The following is a 15603-nucleotide window of genomic DNA, read 5'->3' as shown; positions in this document are numbered from 1 at the left end:
TGAAGGCCGCCGCGCAAACAAAGGCCCCGCCGCAGTCCTCCGCCGTCACGCCCCGGCGCAGCCGCTCCGTCCACCGCCGCTCCGCGGCGGCGCAGAGGGCCGCCAGCAGCGCCTCCTCCGCCTCCCCGGCGCCGGACACCGTCCGGGCCAAGTCCACGATCTCCCCGTTCACGGCGCTCACACCGTCAAAACCTTGGCGGCCTCGACGAAGAGCTTGGCAAAGCCGGAGATGGAGGTGATGGCTGCCCGCTCCAACTGGCGGTCGATGAGCTTGTCGTACTCCACCAGCACCTCGCTGCCGCTGATCTGCTCCAGGGCATAGCTCTTGTCCAGGCCGATGAGGGTCCCGGCGGGCACGGCGGCGCTGCGCAGCAGCTTGGCGCCCAGCGGGGTAGTCAGCTGGCCGGTGCCCTGGAAGTTCAGCCCCGTCAGCGGGTTTTGAAACTCCGGCAGCTTCAGCATGGCGAGCATCACGTCGCCGCTGACCAGCAGGGTGTTCATGGTGTAGGGGTCGAACTGGCTCCAGAAGTCCAGCAAGGCGCCGTAGCTCAGCGTCCCCCCGGTGCCGGAGATGGGCGCGGTGCCCACGGCCAGCTTCTCCGCCGCGTTGTGGTTGCCGTCGCCGTCCGTCAGCACCTTCACTGCGTCCTGGAGGTGCTGTCTGCCGATGTAGGCGCCGATCTGGCGCAGCGTCACGGAGAACAGGTCCAGCCGCTGGAAGCGGATGGCCTCGTAGCTGGCCACCAGCATCCGCCCCCGCTTGTGCAGGCGCACCAGGTTCTCTTGGGTGCGGATGGTGGTCTGGGGGATTGCGGCCCCCTCCTCCACCCGCCGCAGCGACCGCTGCTCCTCCGTGGGCACCGAGGCGATGGAGCGGTAATCCATGCCGTCAAAGCGGGTGACGGTGGCGGTGATGTGGGGCAGGATGCTCTCCTCCTCCAACCCCTGGCGCACCACCCGGCTGACAAACTCCGGGAACAGCACGGCAGAGTCGCTGGTGTGGAAGAATTTCTCCACCATGTCGCTCCCCGCGCCCTTCACCTTGATGTCAAATCGTTTCAGCTGCCGCTGAAAGGCGTCCAGCCCCTCTGCGGGGGTGCCCCGGTAGTGCTCGCTGGGGTCCAGCTCCTCCAGGGTCTGGGTAAAGCTGCGGCCGCTGCGGCCGTACATACCCTTTTCCAGCTTCAATTCCTCATAATGATAAGCCATATCTTCTCCTCCTCACAGGACGAACGTCACGGTCTTGCCGCTCTCGTCCACGTCCACCACCAGATAGCTCCGGCCCCCGGCCGCCGCCTTCACGCCGCCGCTGCCGTCGGCGGAGAGTCCCGTCCAGCCCAGCGCCGGAACACTGTCGCCGGAGTACCCGGCGGTCACCATGCCTCCCAGGGCCACCGCGCAGGCGCCCCCGTCCCGGCCCACGGACACCACCATGCCGCAAAAGCCGTCCCCGTCGCCGCAGGGGCTCACCGCACCGCTGCCGCTGATCTTCACCACTTCCCCCTCCGCTGCCTGGGCGCAGGTGAACGTGGCGGCCCACTGGCCGATTCCCTCATAAGAAACCCTCATATTTCCTCCCTTTCTCTCCCGTCCCTCAGACGAGGAATGCCCGCTCCGCTTCTCCCTGGACCATCTCTCGCCGCCCCCGCAGCTGGGGCGCCGGGGCAAACCGCCGGTCCGCCCGGGCCTCGTAGGCCCGCTTCAGCTCCAGCAGCTCCGGCTCCTCCAGCCGCTCCGCCGCCTTGGAAAACACCTGTCCGTCCAAATCGTCGTCCGCCAGCATGGCAAGGCGGACCACTTCCTTTCGCAGCCCCTGCAAATACCGCTCGCCCAGTGCCGCCTGGCGGCGCAGCCGGGCCGTCTCCTCGCTCTCCCGGCCAAACCGCTTCACCACACCGGCGCTCCGCTGGGCGGGCACCGCCACAAAGGACCACTCGTAGGCGTCCAGCGGCTCCCGCAGCTCCCAAAAGCACAGCTTTCCGCCATAGGTCTGCCCCTTGGCGTGCTGGCAGCCGCCTCCGGTCCCGCCGCAGATAGAGCACACGCTGCCGCCCATGCTGCACCCCACGCTCACCTCCTTTTTGATGCCGCCCTCGATCTCGGCAATGAGGTCCGCGTTCTTCTCCGTCCGCAGCAGGTAGGCCCAGCCCTTCAGCCAGCGATAGCCGTCCCCCGCCGCCGTCACCCGCCCGGGCTCCTCCACCACCTCCGTGCGGTAGATGCGGGCAGTCTGCCCCTGGGCGGACCACTGGTGGTCGAACAGGCCGCTCTTGCCCAGAAACAGCTCGCCCAGCTGTTCCAAGCCCTCCGGGGCAAACCGCTCAAAGTCCCGGTCCACCTCGTTGTCGCACAGCCGGACGCTGAAGCAGTACACCTGCTCCGCCGTCAGCTCCGCCTTGGCAAACCGGTTGATCCGTTCCAGCTCCTCTCCCATGTCCATCATCGCTTCCCCTCCATTCGCTCGTTTTCAATCCGCAGCCGCCGGGTCTGCTCCCGGTAGAGCGCCGCCCGGGCCTCCTCCACCTCGTCCTGGAGGTTGATCTCGTCCCACTCCACCCGGAAGGCGCAGGAAAAGCCCTGCATCCGCAGCCACAGGCGGCAGATGCGCTCCACCACCGGGGTCAGCGTCCGGCGGATGGCGGTGATCTCCGTGGTCAAAAGGTCCGCCTGCTGGGTGCTCATCCGCTCCGTGGAGTTCCAGTTCAGCCCCAACATAAAGGGCGGAATGCCGGTCTTGGCCACAATCTGCTCCAAAATCTGCCGCACCGGCACCTCGCTGTCCAGGATGGGGGCGTCCGCGCCGATGACCCGGATCTCCACGTCCCCCACCGCCACAAAGTCCCGCACGCTGCCGCCCCGGGTCTCCTGCATGGCCCGGGACCACTCCCCGGCCAGCTCCCGGCTCCGCTGGGCGGCGTTCTCCCCGTTCCGGCAGGTCACGGCGAATCGCACGTTGCCGCACCGCTCCCAGTTGACGCCCACGGTGTGGTAAATCCGCATCAAAATGTCTGCCAAAAAGGGCAGCGAGCGCAGCAGCGACACGCCGTAGGGGCTGTCCGCCTCTGGGTTCAGCGGCGTGAACAGCAACAGCTCCTGGCAGGGCAGCGGCGTCATCCGTCCCTGCTCGTCCGGGCCGCAGATGGTGAAATCCAGGGGGTGTTCCCCCTCCCGGATCTCGATGTCCTCCACCCTGCCGCACAGCAGGGCTCCGATATCCCGGTTCCCCCGGCAGGGCACCATCTCCCCCACCGCCCTGCCGCAGGTCAGCAGGGAGTCCAGATAGCAGTCCAAAAACGCGTTGATGCCGTACTGTCCCCGCCCGGCGGGCACGGTCCGCAAAAACCGCTCCAGCGCCGCCTCCGCCGCCGGATCCGTGCACGCGGCGGTGACGCCGCCGGTCATGCGGATCAGCTTGTAGATGGCGGCGTCCACCACCGGCACCGCCTCCCGCACCGCCCGGTACAGCCGCGTCTGTCCGCCCTGCAGCGGCACGGTCTCCCGCAGCGCGCCGAAGGGATGCCGCTCCCCGTCCCGCAGCTGCACCGGCGCCGCGGCCGCTCTCTCCCGCCGTTTCAGCCAATTCACCCTTCCATCCCCCATTTCCTCAAATCCGCCGTTCCACCCAGGTGGCCGCAAAGCCCTCCCGGTCCCCCGCCAGGTCCATGGCGAAATACCGCATGTCGTCCATGGCGTGGTCGTGCTCCTTCCGGGGGGCGTCCCGCCCCCCCTCCTCCCAGCGGTAGAGCTCCATCTCCCGCAGGCAGTCCCCGCAGCTCCGGCACAGCGCCAGCCGCCCCCGCCGCAGCAAATCCGCCGTCACCCGGATGCCGTCGGCCACGTCGTTGTCCGCCCGGACCACCCGGAACCCCTGGCGCCGCAGCGCCTCGATGAAGCTGGCCGCCGACGGGTCCACAATCACCCGCCGGATCTCCCGCTCCCCGGCCAGGGCCTTCAAATCCGCCGCGTACTCTGCGTCGGTCTTCTGCCGCCCGGCCTTTCGGGAGTCGTAGTAAAACTCCTCCACCCGGTACCAGGTCTCCCCCAGCCTGCCCCACAGCCCGAAGGACGCCGGGTTGGCCGTCCCGTAGTCCACAGAGATGCGCCACTCGGCAAAGGGCCCCACCGGCACCTCCGCCGCGTCCCGCCGCCGGTCGAAGAAGTCGTACACCAGCCCCTGGGCCGCTGTCCACTCCCCCAGCACAAACCGCCGGTAGAACACGCCGGTGTAGGCCCGGTGGTAGCGCTCCCGGACAGCGGCGGGCAGGGCGGGGTTGTCCTCCATGGTGAAGTGGAGGTACAGCGTCCGCCGCTCCGCCGCCTTTAAAATCCACTCCCGGTACAGCCAGTGCTGGGGCCCCTCCGGGTTGCAGTTGAGCCACAGCCGGCTCCCCGGCACGCTGCACCGGGCGCAGGCCTGCTCCACAAAGCTCCGGGGCATCAGCGCCGCCTCGTCCAGCAGCACCCCCGCCAGGGTACTGCCCTGGATCAGGGCGGCGCTGGACTCGTCCCGCCCCCCGAAGAGCAAAAAGCGGTTCTCATGGCCGCCGTACCGCACCACCAGCAGCTGTTCCGACCGCCGCTCCGTCACATGCATGCCCAGCCGCCGGAGGTAGGGCACCAGCTCCGTCAGCAGGTTCCGCCGCATGGAGGCGATGGTCTTGCCGCACAGGCCAAACTGCCGCCCGTCGAAGCGCCGCTGGGCCCACAAGAAAAAGGACAGCCCCATGGAAAAGGTCTTCCCGCTGCGCACGGCCCCGTCGCACAGCAGCGTGTCCACATCCTCCCGCCGCCACCAGGAGAGCACCTCCCGCTGCTTAGGGGAGAAGCGCAGAATCCGATCCGTAGCCCTGCTCCCCCTCTCCGCCGTCCTCCAGCGCCCGGTACAGCGCCTCCGCCTCGTCTCCGCCGCACCGCTCCAGAAGGCCGCACAGCGTCTCCAGCGCCCGCACCCGGTCCACCAGTTTCACCTCCACGCCGCCCTTGTCCGTCACCCGGAACTCCGACACGGCGGAGAGGTCCAGCGTCTCCGGGTCCACCTCCCCGGCGTGGAGCGCCAGTTTCACCGCGTCGTTGGCCCGGCCGAAGGCCAGCTGCGCCAGCCGCCGCACCGCGTCCTCCCGCTGTACCTGTCCGGCGGCCCAACCCCGCATCCACTCCAGCCGGGCGCGCACCGCCTCGGTGCCCAATGCGGCAAAGCCGTCCCCGCGGCCCACGGCGGCAGCCGCCCGCTCCGGGTCCATGGTCTGCAAATACACCCGGCAGAAGGTCTCGTTGTCCCGCTGCTTTCCCATCGTCCCGCTCTCCTTCCCAAGTCCTTACACCCATAGCCCCTCCCCGCCGAAAAGTTGCACGCCCCCATGCCCCTCCGGGGAAAGTTTTTTCAAAAAAGCGCAAAAACCGCCGCGGGCAGCAGCCCGCGGCGGTCTCGTGGATTCTTCTCTTGTATGCGTTTATGCGGCGCGCCGGTGGCCCAGCTCCTTCAAAAGGGCCGCGGCGGCGGAGGCGTTGGCGATGTTGTACATCAGCATCCCGTCCACATGGTCCCGGTTCTTCATGGCCTCCGGGTCCTCCATGGGATGGCTGGCCCGCCAGCGGGGATACTTCTTCGCCTCCTCAAACACGGCGCTTCCCACGGCCAGGCAGTCCTTGACGGTCAGATCGCTCATGATCTCAAAGCGGTCCACATCCTCCAGGTCCATATAGTAGAAAATCTTGTCCTTGGTCATCTGGATCACCCGCTGGTCCGTAATCCAGTAGCGGCTCTTCCTCAGGCCGTTTCTCTCGAAAAAGGGCGTCACCGCCACCACGGCCATGCACACCAGCACAATGCCCACAAAGCTCATCCGAATCTCCGCCTGGGTCGCAATATGGGCGATGAGCAGCCCGCCGCCGATGATCAGGGTCAGCGCCCACTTCCACAAAATCCGCATCTTGCTGCCGTTGTCCATCAGGGGGAAGTCCTCCGTCTGGCTTTGCCACCGGATCCGCTCGCCCTCACGCAGGTACTCATTCAGCTTCTTTTCCATACTCTTCTGCACGCTCCTTTTTCCGTGATTGATTGTATCCTTATCATAGCACGCCCTCCCGTTTGGCCGCTGCCAATCCGGCCGCCGCTTTCGTTAAGGCCCCGTGAAGCGAACCCGCTCCGCCGTTCAATTTTCTAAACACCCCGAAAAAAAGAGGGGGAGATTGCCTCGGGCAATCCCCCATACGCTTCCCGCTCAGGCGGCGGTGGGGCCGTCCCACCCCTCCAGGCAGTCCAGGGCCTCGTCCGCATTCTGCACGCCGTAGAGCACCAGCCCCACCGGCCTGGCCTCCGCCTCTCCCCGGTGCTGCCGGCTCTTGGGATGGCAGGCGTACCACCGCAGCTGCCCCTCCGCCTCCGGAAAGCCGTCCCGGCTCAGCACCAGGCAGTCCTGCCCGTCCCGCCGCCGGACCACCCGGATATAGCGGACCTCCCGGCGCTCCATGGCGTAGAGGCGGCGGTCCTTGGTCATCACAAGTACCCGCTGATCCGTCATCCAGTACCGCTGGCCCCGCAGCTCGTCCCACTCCAGCACCGGGGAGAGCAGCAGCAGGCACGTCCCCAGCAGGATGGCCCCCGCCGCCCAGGGATTCCAGGCCTGCTCCCCCAGGTACAGAGCCAGCAGCGCCGCGCCCGCCGCCCCGGTGCCCACCCATTTGCCCAGCACCAGCCCCCGGACGTCCGGCTCCAGCAGCCGGAACCGCCCGGTCTCTCCCTGCCAGCAGATGCGCTCCCCCCGCCGCAGATACCGCTCCACCTGGTCCATTGCGCCGCCTCCCCCTGCCGTTTGCCTCATCATACACGCCCCCGTCGCTCAGCCGCTGCCAATTCCCGCCGCCCTTCTGTTAAGACCTTGTGAATTTATTAGCGGCACCTTAACGGCATCTATGTTATAATGAGGTATATCATGTGTGCCGCCCGGCGGCAGGAGGCTTCCTATGCAGTTACAACGACCCAAATCCCGCATTGCGGCCTGGTTTCCCCTCTCCTGGCGGGACCTGCTCATCACCGGCGTCATCCTCTTCTGCGCGGCGGAGCTGTGCATCCTGCTGCAAATGGCGGACAGCAGCGACGGCTTCGCCTCCCCGGTGTTCGTGCTGGCGGTGCTGCTGATCTCCCGCCTGACCTCCGGCTACCTCTTCGGCCTCATCGCCTCGGTGGCCGCCGTGGTCTGCGTCAACTTCATCTTTACATACCCCTACTGGTCGGTGAACTTCTCCATCTCCGGCTACCCGCTGACCTTTTTCACCTTCCTGGCGGTGTCCGTCATCACCAGCGCCCTCACCACCCAGGTCCGCCAGCAGGAGCGCCTGCGCAGCGAGGGGGAGAAGGAGAAGATGCGGGCCAACCTCCTGCGCTCCGTGTCCCATGACATCCGCACCCCCCTGACCTCCATCGTGGGCTCCACCTCGGCGGTGCTGGAAAACCCCGGTCTCTCCCTGCCGGAGCAGCGGGAGCTGTTGGAGGACGCCCGGGACGAGGCCCAGTGGCTGATCCGGGTGGTGGAAAACCTGCTCTCCATCACCCGCATCGGCGAGGACCAGGCTCACATCACCACGGAGCCCGAGGCCGCGGAGGAGGTCTTGGGCGAGGCGGTGCGGAAATTCCGCAAGCGATTCCCCGCCGTGGCGGTGTCCGTGGAGGCCCCCGACGAGCTGCTGCTGGTGCCCATGGACCCCATCCTCATTGAGCAGGTCCTCGCCAACCTGCTGGAAAACGCCGTCTTCCACGGAAAATCCTCCCACATCTTCCTCTCCGTCCGGCGGGACGGCGACTATGCCCGCTTCTCCGTCCGGGACAACGGCGGCGGCATTCCGGAAAAGTCCCTGCCCAACCTCTTTGACGGCACTCTGAAGCACAACGAATCCGCCGACTGCGACGGCAGGCGGAGCATGGGCCTGGGCCTGTCCGTCTGCCTGGCCGTCGTCAGGGCCCACGGCGGCACCATGGACGCGCACAATCTGGAAACCGGGGCGGAGTTCTCCTTCCGGCTTCCGCTAAGCAACGAGGAGGAACCCTATGAACATCCGTGAAAAGATTTTGATTGTGGAGGACGAGAAGAGCATCGCCCACTTCATCTCCACCGTGCTGAACACCAACGGCTACGAGGCCCTTCTGGCCCGCTCCGGCGCCGAGGCCCAGTCCATGATCTCCTCCCACTGCCCGGACCTCATCATTCTGGACCTGGGCCTGCCGGACATGGACGGCCTGGACATTCTCCGCCAGCTGCGCAGCTGGTCCAGCCTGCCGGTGGTGGTGGTCTCCGCCCGGTCCCATGAAAAGGACAAGGTGACGGCCCTGGACCTGGGCGCAGACGACTATCTCACCAAGCCCTTCGGCACCGACGAGCTGCTGGCCCGGGTCCGCACCGCCATCCGCCACACCCGCACCGTCTCCGGCAACAGCGAAATCGCCCAGCAGGGCACCTACACCGTGGGGGAGCTGACCATCGACTACAACAAGCACCAGGTCCTGGTCCGGGGGGAGAACGTCCACCTGACCCTCAGCGAATTCCGCATCGTGGCCCTTCTGGGCAAATACGCCGGCAAGGTCCTGACCTACGACACCATCATCAAGGAGCTGTGGGGCCCCCGGGCCGGGGGCAACAACCAGATTCTCCGGGTGAACATGGCCAACATCCGCCGCAAGATCGAGGAAAACCCCGCCGAGCCCAAGTACCTCTTCACGGAGGTGGGCGTGGGATACCGCCTGGCCGAGGGGGACTGACCCCAGGCAGGCGAGCCGCCGGAAGGCGGCTCGCCTGCCTCTTTTTTTGCATTGACGGCTTTTTAGCATCTCCGCCGGAAATCCATACGCCCCCTATACCGCCGCCTTCCTTTTATTAACAGCGCCTGCCGGAAAAACCTGGTACACTGGTAATAGAGGCAGCACCCCGGAGGCCTGTCCGCCGGGACGCTGCGGAAAAGGAGAGTGTGTGTACTATGACGACCTTCCTCATCGGCCTTGTGATCCTCGTCGCGGGCGCGGCCCTGTACGGCAAATTCTGTGAGCGGATTTTCGGTCCCGACGACCGGGAGACCCCCGCCTACTCCAAGCAGGACGGCGTGGACTACGTCCCCATGAAGAGCTGGAAAAACTGTCTCATCAACCTTCTGAACATCGCGGGCACCGGCCCCATCTTCGGCCCCATTCAGGGCATTCTCTTCGGCCCCATCGCCTTTATCACCATTCCCATCGGCAACATCATCGGCGGCGCTATGCACGACTACTTCTCCGGCATGATCTGCCTGCGGGACGGCGGCACCCAGATGCCGGAGATGGTCCGCCGCTACAGCAACAAGGGCGTCTACGCCGTCTACCAGGTCTTTGTCTGCCTGCTGCTGCTCCTGGTGGGCGCCGTGTTCATCTATACCCCCGGCGACATCGCCGCCACCCAGGTCTTCCCCTTTGACGGGGCCCCCACCTCCATCTCCACCTGGGTGATCTACGGCGTCATCTTCGCCTATTACCTGCTGGCCACCGTCTTCCCCATCGACGCCATCATCGGCCGCATCTACCCCATCTTCGGCGCCATCTTGATGTTCTCCGCCGTGGGCGTGTTCATCGGCCTGTTCGTCAAGGGCTATCCCCTGCTGAACCTGTGGGACAATTGGCAGGGCGTTGCGTTCCAGGCCTTCCAGACCGTGGACGGCGCCCAGGTCCCCTTCAGCTACGGCGCGTATTTCTCCTCCGGCCACTTCCTCCCCGTCTTCTTCGTCACCGTGGCCTGCGGTATTCTCTCCGGCTTCCACTCCACCCAGACCGCCATCATCTCCCGCACCGTCAAAAGCGAGCGGGAGGGCCGCAACACCTTCTACAACATGATGGTGCTGGAGGGCTTCATCGCCATGGTCTGGGCCGCCGCCGCCATGGGCGTGTACAACCTGGGCCTCCAGGCCGCCAACGGCGGCGCCACCGGCACGGTGGGCATCGTCTGCAAGGACATCCTGGGCCCCGTGGGCGGCATCATCGCCCTGCTGGGCATCATCGTCCTGCCCATCACCTCCGGCGACACCGCCCTCCGGGGCCTGCGCCTCACCATCGCAGAGTCCTTCCACCTGGACCAGAGCACCAACGGCAAGCGCCTGGGCCTCTCCGCCGTCATCTTCGCCCTGGTGGCCGTGATTCTGGTCTTCGCCAAGTTCAACGCCGACGGCTTCAATATCCTGTGGCGCTACTTCGCCTGGTCCAACCAGACTCTGTCCCTTTTCGCCTTCCTGGCCATCTCCATCTGGATGTTTGAAAACGGCAAGGGTAAATACGTCTGGGTCCCCCTGGTCCCCGGCGCTTGGTATACCTTCATCACCGTCACCTACATCGCCAACGCCCATATCGGCTTCAACCTGCCCTGGTCCGTGGCCTACGCCGTGGGCATCGCCTCTGCCGTGGCCTATGTGGCCGTCATCCTCTGGTACGGCAAAAAGCGCTCCGCCCGGCTCACCGCCAGAGCCTGACCCCGCCTCCCGCCCGCCGCGCCTCCCATGCGGCGGAAGACGTCCCCGGCAAAGCGCTGCTTTGCCGGGGACGTCTCGTCTATGCGTATACAATCGCCATGCCCACCATCATGCCCACCACCGCCGCCAGGGCGGGCAGGCGGGACTTCCACATCTCCCCCGCCTCGGGCAGCAGCTCCCCAAACACCACGTACAGCATGGCGCCGGAGGCGAAGCTCAGCGCCAGGGACAGCGCCCGGGGCCCCAGGGTTCCCAGGAAGTACCCCGCCGCCGCCCCCAGCACCGTGGGGGCCCCGGTGGCGGCGCAGACCAGCACGGCCCGGCACCGCCCCATCCCGCCGGAGATCAGCGGCACCCCCACCGCCATCCCCTCCGGGATGTTGTGCAGCCCGATCACCGCCGCCATCATCAGCCCCGCCCGGAGGCCGCCCGCCGCCGCGCCGAAGGACGCGCCGATCACCATGCCCTCCGGCATGTTGTGGACGGCGATGGCCGCCGCCATCACCACGCCCGCCAGAAACAGGCTGCTGCGCCCCCGGCGGTCCGCCCGGCTGACAGCGGCGTTCAGCGCCTCCGTCCCGCCGTACCCCGCCAGCACCCCCAGCACGGCCCGGAGCAGTCCCGCCTGCGCCGCGTCCGCCAGCAGGTCGAAGCACACCACCGCCGTCATCACCCCGGCGGCAAAGCTGAGCATCAGGCTCACCGCCCGTCCGGAGTCCCGCCGCAGCAGGCACGCCGCCCCGCCGCCAAGACCCGTGCCGCCGATGCCCGCCGCGGCGGTGATGAGCAGCACCGTCCCAAGTCCCTCCATGGGCCACCTCCTGAAAAACATCCGGGCAGGCGCCGGCCCAGCCGGCTCCTGCCCGGTCCGTCTCCCCCGGGAGATGGTACACCTTATTCCGTTTCCCGCCGGTTCATACGCCCTTTTCCCGGGCCACATAGGCCTCCACGTAGTGCATGAAGTTCCTCGTCACCGGCGACGCCGCCTTCAGCTGCGGCACCCCCATGCCCAGCATCCGCTCCTGGCCCGGGTCCATGGGCCGGGCCACCGCCCCGGTGGGATAGTTTTTCAGCAGCAGCTCCGACAAGATGGACACCCCCAGCCCCTGGGTCACCATGTTGATGATGGCGTAATCGCTGCACGCGGAGAAGAGGATGTGGGGCCAGTGGGCCATTTTGTCCAGAATGTAGCGCACCTCCCCGTCGTAGTCCGGCATGGGCATGATGAACTCCTCCTCCACCAGGGCGTCCAGAGGCACGCACTCCCGCCGGGCCAAGGGGTGCTCCGGCGGCACCAGCGCCAGCATCCGGTCCCGGCACAGCGGAACCCACTCAAAGTCCCGCTTCTCCCCGCCGGCGTAGATGCACAGCTCCGCCTGCCGCTTCTCCATGATCTCCTCGATGGCGCCGGAGCCCATCTCCGTGATCTGAATCTCCACGTTGGGATAGTCCTTCTGGAAATCCCGGATGATCTGGGGCAGCCAGTAGGTGGCCACGCTGGGATAGGCCGCGATGCGGATGCGGCCGGTGTCGGCCCCCTTGATCTTGGCGATATACTGCTCCAGCGACTCACTGGTGCTCAGCAGCTGGCGGATGACGGGCAGCAGCAGCTCTCCCTCGCTGTTGGGCAGGATGCCTGCGGAGGTCCGGGTCATCAGCGGGAAGCCCACCTCCTCCTCCAGGGACTGCATCATGTGGCTGATGCCGGACTGGGTGTAGCCCAGCTGCTCCGCCGCCTTGGACAGGCTCCCCAGCTCCACCGCCCGCACATAGGCCTCGTACTTCCGGATGTTCATAACCGTTCTCCCCCGCCATTAAATGAAATAATGGAATATCTGCTCTTATGGTATCTCATGTCCCCGAAAAAGGCAAGTACCATTTGTCCCCCTGCTTCCCCTCATATCCGTCCCGCCCGCCGCATACGGTTTCGGTAAGAGGTGATGTCCAATATGACGATTCACGTGGTTCAAGCCGGCGAAACCACCGGCTCCATCGCGGCCTATTACGGCGTAGACCCCACCCGCCTGGCCGCCGACAACGGGGTGCCCGCCTCCGGCGCCCTGGCGGTGGGACAGACGCTGGTGGTCCGCTTTCCCCGGCAGGTCCACGCCGTCCGCCCCGGCGAGACGCTCAGTTCCATCGCCAGGGCCTACGGCACCTCCATCCGCGCCCTGTGGCGGAACAACTGGCCCCTCGCCGGCGGCACGGCGCTGTACCCCGGCCAGGTGCTGGTGATCTCCTACCTGGGGGAGAAGCTGGGCACCGCCGTCTCCAACGGCTACGCCTACCCCCATATCGACGCCCGCCTCCTCAGCGAGCAGCTGCCCTACCTCACCTACCTGACCCCCTTCACCTACGGCATCACCGCCGAGGGGGACCTGCTCCCCCTGGCGGACGACGCCCTGCTCTCCGCCGCCCGCCAGCGGGACACCCGGCCGGTGATGCACCTGTCCACCCTGACGGAGGGCGGCCAGTTCAGCACGGAGCGGGCGGCCCAAATCCTGACGGACCAGGCGCTCCAGGACCGGCTCATCCAGCAGATTCTCCAGACCCTCCGCCTCCGGGGCTACGCCGGGTTGGACGTGGACTTTGAATACCTGCCCGCCGACCTGGCGGCGCCCTACGCAAACTTTCTCGGGACGCTCCACCGCCTCCTGGGGGCCGGCGGCCTCTTCCTCTGGACAGCCCTGGCCCCCAAGACCTCCGCCGCCCAGCCCGGCCTTCTCTACGAGGGCCACAACTACGCCGCCATCGGCGCTGCCTCCGACGGCGTGCTGCTGATGACCTACGAGTGGGGTTATACCGCCGGGCCGCCCATGGCGGTGGCGCCGCTGCCCAACGTCCGGGCGGTGGTGGACTACGCGCTGACGGAGATCCCGCCGGAGAAAATCTTCCTGGGCGTTCCCAACTACGGCTACGACTGGCCGCTGCCCTTCGTCCAGGGCGTCACCCGGGCCCAGTCCATCTCCAACCAGCGGGCCATCGAGCTGGCGATCCAGTATCAGATCGCCATTTTGTACGACGAAACCGCCCAGTCCCCCTTCTTCCACTACACCGACGCCGGCGGCACGGTCCACGAGGTCTGGTTCGAGGACGCCCGCAGCCTCTCCGCCAAGCTGCGCCTCGTGGCGGAATACGACCTCCGGGGCGCCGGCTTCTGGAATCTGATGCGGCCCTTCTCCCAGACCTGGCTGGTGCTGGACAGTCTCTACGACCTCTCCTGATCCAGTCCCAGCGGCCCCTGTTTACGCTCCGGACGGGACCCGAGGTGGGGCGGGCCGGGAGCCGCCCTGGCTGCCGGTGGCCCCTGTTCACGCCCCGGCGGCGGGTCCACCTCCGCCCAAGGCCCCGGCGCGGCACCGCCTCGGACGGCGCAGCCATCCCCTCGGCCTTCGCGGCGTCCCGGAGCCACTCCCCCATGCGCCCGTCCCGGACGCCCTGGACAGTCCGGCCTCCCCGCCGCTCCTCCGGTCCCTGCCGCTCCTCCGGTCTCCACCGCCTCTGCGCCTCTCTGCGGCCCCAAAGACCCCTCCAGCTCCCGCGGCAGCCCGACCTGCTCCCGCTCCGCAGACCAAAAACCTCCGGCCCTCCGCCGTTAGGCGGAGGGCCGGAGGTTTCTCACGCGGTCTTCTCCCGCAACTGCCGGCACAGGGGAATCAGCACCCTGCCGCAGGCGTTGCCCAGACTCATCACCGCCAGGTACAGCAGCGTCCGCCCGCTCCAGGCCCCGGCCACGGAGAAGTAGAACATGTTGGCCACACAGTGCTCGAAGCCGCAGAGGATGAATCCCACCACCCCCAGGAGGATGCCCAGGTACTTCCCCAGCTCATGGGGGTTGTTGTGGAACCCGTCCACCGCGATGAACATCAGGATGTTGCACAGCACCGACAAAAGGAAGATAGACCCCAGCCCGTCCTCCAGCTTGACCTGGCACAGCGCCGCCGCCCGCTCCCCGATCCCGGCGATGCGGGTGGCCCGGACGGCGCAGCCCACCAGGACGGCGCCTGCCAGATTCCCCACCCACACCGACAGCACAAAGCCCGTGTAGGACAGCGGCCGCTGGAACACATACCCCACCTTCCCGGTGAACAGGTCAAACCCGAAGGTGCAGATGGAGAACAGGCCCAGGCAGAAGAACACCGCCCCCGTCACCTTGTTCTCGCAGGACAAAAACACCACGCCGCCGATGGCGATGCACACGCCGCCCAGCACGGCGTTCAAAAACGATCCCAGCCGCCTCATCGTCTCCTCCTCTTTCTCTTTCACGCCCCGGTGTTCCGGGCCGCCGCCACGTCGGAGGCGGTAATCGCCATCAGGTCCTCCCGGCTGACAGTCTCCTGCCGGGCCAGCCGGTTGGCCTGCTGCACCAAAATGCGCTCAAACAGATTCCGCACGCCCCGGGCGTTGCCGAAGGACACCCCATCCCGGTTCTCCTCTTGGAGGAAGGCCCGGACCTGCTCCTCCGCCTCCGTCTCCAACGTGTAGCACCCCCGCTTGCACTGCATGGCGAAAATGGCCGTCATCTCCTCCAGGGTGTAGTCCTCAAAGTGCAAAAAGCGGTTGAACCGGGACTCCAGCCCCGGGTTGGAGTGGATAAAGTCCTCCATCAGCCCATCGTACCCCGCCGCAATGACCACCAGATCGTCCCGGTGGTCCTCCATGGCCTTCAAAATGGTGTCGATGGCCTCCTGGCCGAAGTCGTTCTCCGAGCGGCCATTGAGGGCGTAGGCCTCGTCGATGAACAGCACGCCGCCCAGGGCCTTTTCGATGGCCTTGCCGGTCTTCAGCGCAGTCTGGCCCACGTAGCCTGCCACCAGCCCGCCCCGGTCCACCTCCACCAGCTGTCCCTTGGACAAAATGCCCAGGGTGTGGTAAATCCGGGCCATGAGCCGGGCGATGGTGGTCTTGCCGGTGCCGGGATTTCCGGCGAACACCATGTGCAGGGACAGGTCCGTAACCGGCAGGTCGTTTTTCCGCCGCATCTGGTGGACCGTCACCATGTTGATGAGGTTCTCCACCTCCCGCTTCACGGCGCCCAGGCCGATGTAGCCCGCCAGCTCCGCCTGCAAATCCTCCAGCTTCTCCGGCGGAGGCGGCGCCTCCTCGGGCCGCTCCGCGTCCCCG

Annotated in this window: 16 protein-coding genes and 1 pseudogene; 4 read left to right on the top strand and 13 right to left on the bottom strand. The window is 66.9% G+C overall.

The window, feature by feature from the left end; translation table 11 throughout:
• The 9 genes and pseudogenes from QZS21_RS10295 to QZS21_RS10255 all read right to left on the bottom strand — a co-directional run.
• A pseudogene (locus QZS21_RS10295) lies at positions 1-181 on the bottom strand (hypothetical protein); the annotation flags it as partial.
• The gene (locus QZS21_RS10290; RefSeq protein WP_295583056.1) at positions 178-1209 is read right to left on the bottom strand and encodes a phage major capsid protein; all 1032 of its coding nucleotides are present in this window, start codon (positions 1207-1209) and stop codon (positions 178-180) included. The pseudogene QZS21_RS10295 and the gene QZS21_RS10290, both read right to left, overlap by 4 nt.
• A gap of 12 nt (positions 1210-1221) precedes the next feature.
• Complete coding sequence (locus QZS21_RS10285; protein ID WP_295583054.1) at positions 1222-1569, bottom strand: hypothetical protein; 348 nt, start codon at positions 1567-1569, stop codon at positions 1222-1224.
• A gap of 25 nt (positions 1570-1594) precedes the next feature.
• Positions 1595-2443, bottom strand: coding sequence for a hypothetical protein (locus QZS21_RS10280; protein ID WP_295583052.1), 849 nt, complete (start codon positions 2441-2443; stop codon positions 1595-1597).
• Positions 2440-3585, bottom strand: coding sequence for a serine/threonine protein phosphatase (locus QZS21_RS10275; protein ID WP_295583050.1), 1146 nt, complete (start codon positions 3583-3585; stop codon positions 2440-2442). The genes QZS21_RS10280 and QZS21_RS10275 overlap by 4 nt, the downstream gene beginning before the upstream one ends.
• 19 nt (positions 3586-3604) lie before the next feature.
• On the bottom strand, positions 3605-4777 hold the full coding sequence (locus QZS21_RS10270; protein ID WP_295583048.1) for a PBSX family phage terminase large subunit: 1173 nt from the start codon (positions 4775-4777) through the stop codon (positions 3605-3607).
• Positions 4778-4814: 37 nt separating this feature from the next.
• Positions 4815-5291, bottom strand: a complete 477-nt coding sequence (locus QZS21_RS10265) for a hypothetical protein (protein WP_295583046.1) — start codon at positions 5289-5291, stop codon at positions 4815-4817.
• A gap of 159 nt (positions 5292-5450) precedes the next feature.
• Complete coding sequence (locus QZS21_RS10260; protein WP_295583043.1) at positions 5451-6026, bottom strand: hypothetical protein; 576 nt, start codon at positions 6024-6026, stop codon at positions 5451-5453.
• A gap of 195 nt (positions 6027-6221) precedes the next feature.
• Positions 6222-6791 (bottom strand): hypothetical protein, encoded by a 570-nt coding sequence (locus tag QZS21_RS10255; RefSeq protein WP_295583041.1) that lies wholly within the window; start codon positions 6789-6791, stop codon positions 6222-6224.
• A gap of 172 nt (positions 6792-6963) precedes the next feature.
• On the opposite strand from QZS21_RS10255, the gene QZS21_RS10250 reads away from it, so the two are divergent.
• The 3 genes from QZS21_RS10250 (at position 6964) to QZS21_RS10240 (ending at position 10479) form a co-directional block, all read left to right on the top strand.
• A complete protein-coding gene (locus QZS21_RS10250; RefSeq protein WP_295583039.1) occupies positions 6964-8058 on the top strand; it encodes a DUF4118 domain-containing protein in 1095 nt (364 codons plus the stop codon).
• Positions 8045-8752 carry a response regulator gene (locus QZS21_RS10245; protein WP_295583037.1) on the top strand — a complete coding sequence of 236 codons (708 nt, stop codon included), beginning with the start codon at positions 8045-8047 and terminating at the stop codon, positions 8750-8752. The genes QZS21_RS10250 and QZS21_RS10245 overlap by 14 nt, the downstream gene beginning before the upstream one ends.
• 215 nt (positions 8753-8967) lie before the next feature.
• Positions 8968-10479, top strand: a complete 1512-nt coding sequence (locus QZS21_RS10240) for a carbon starvation protein A (RefSeq protein WP_295583035.1) — start codon at positions 8968-8970, stop codon at positions 10477-10479.
• A gap of 79 nt (positions 10480-10558) precedes the next feature.
• Here the strand turns inward: QZS21_RS10240 and QZS21_RS10235 are convergent, their stop codons facing one another.
• Complete coding sequence (locus QZS21_RS10235; protein WP_295583033.1) at positions 10559-11290, bottom strand: ZIP family metal transporter; 732 nt, start codon at positions 11288-11290, stop codon at positions 10559-10561.
• Positions 11291-11393: 103 nt separating this feature from the next.
• Positions 11394-12275, bottom strand: a complete 882-nt coding sequence (locus tag QZS21_RS10230) for a LysR family transcriptional regulator (protein ID WP_295583031.1) — start codon at positions 12273-12275, stop codon at positions 11394-11396.
• 153 nt (positions 12276-12428) lie between these two features.
• On the opposite strand from QZS21_RS10230, the gene QZS21_RS10225 reads away from it, so the two are divergent.
• The gene (locus QZS21_RS10225) at positions 12429-13703 is read left to right on the top strand and encodes a LysM peptidoglycan-binding domain-containing protein (protein ID WP_295583029.1); all 1275 of its coding nucleotides are present in this window, start codon (positions 12429-12431) and stop codon (positions 13701-13703) included.
• A gap of 394 nt (positions 13704-14097) precedes the next feature.
• Here QZS21_RS10225 and QZS21_RS10220 read toward each other — a convergent pair whose 3' ends face one another.
• Both QZS21_RS10220 and QZS21_RS10215 read right to left on the bottom strand, forming a co-directional pair.
• The gene (locus QZS21_RS10220) at positions 14098-14745 is read right to left on the bottom strand and encodes a formate/nitrite transporter family protein (RefSeq protein ID WP_366557612.1); all 648 of its coding nucleotides are present in this window, start codon (positions 14743-14745) and stop codon (positions 14098-14100) included.
• On the bottom strand, positions 14742-15603 hold an 862-nt coding region (locus QZS21_RS10215; protein WP_295583025.1), incomplete at its 5' end, for an AAA family ATPase. The genes QZS21_RS10220 and QZS21_RS10215, both read right to left, overlap by 4 nt.

This window comes from uncultured Oscillibacter sp. (assembly GCF_900544955.1).
Lineage (GTDB): Bacteria > Bacillota > Clostridia > Oscillospirales > Oscillospiraceae > Oscillibacter.
Note: the sequence above shows the minus strand (reverse complement) of the source record. Positions and strands in the feature narration are given on the sequence as shown.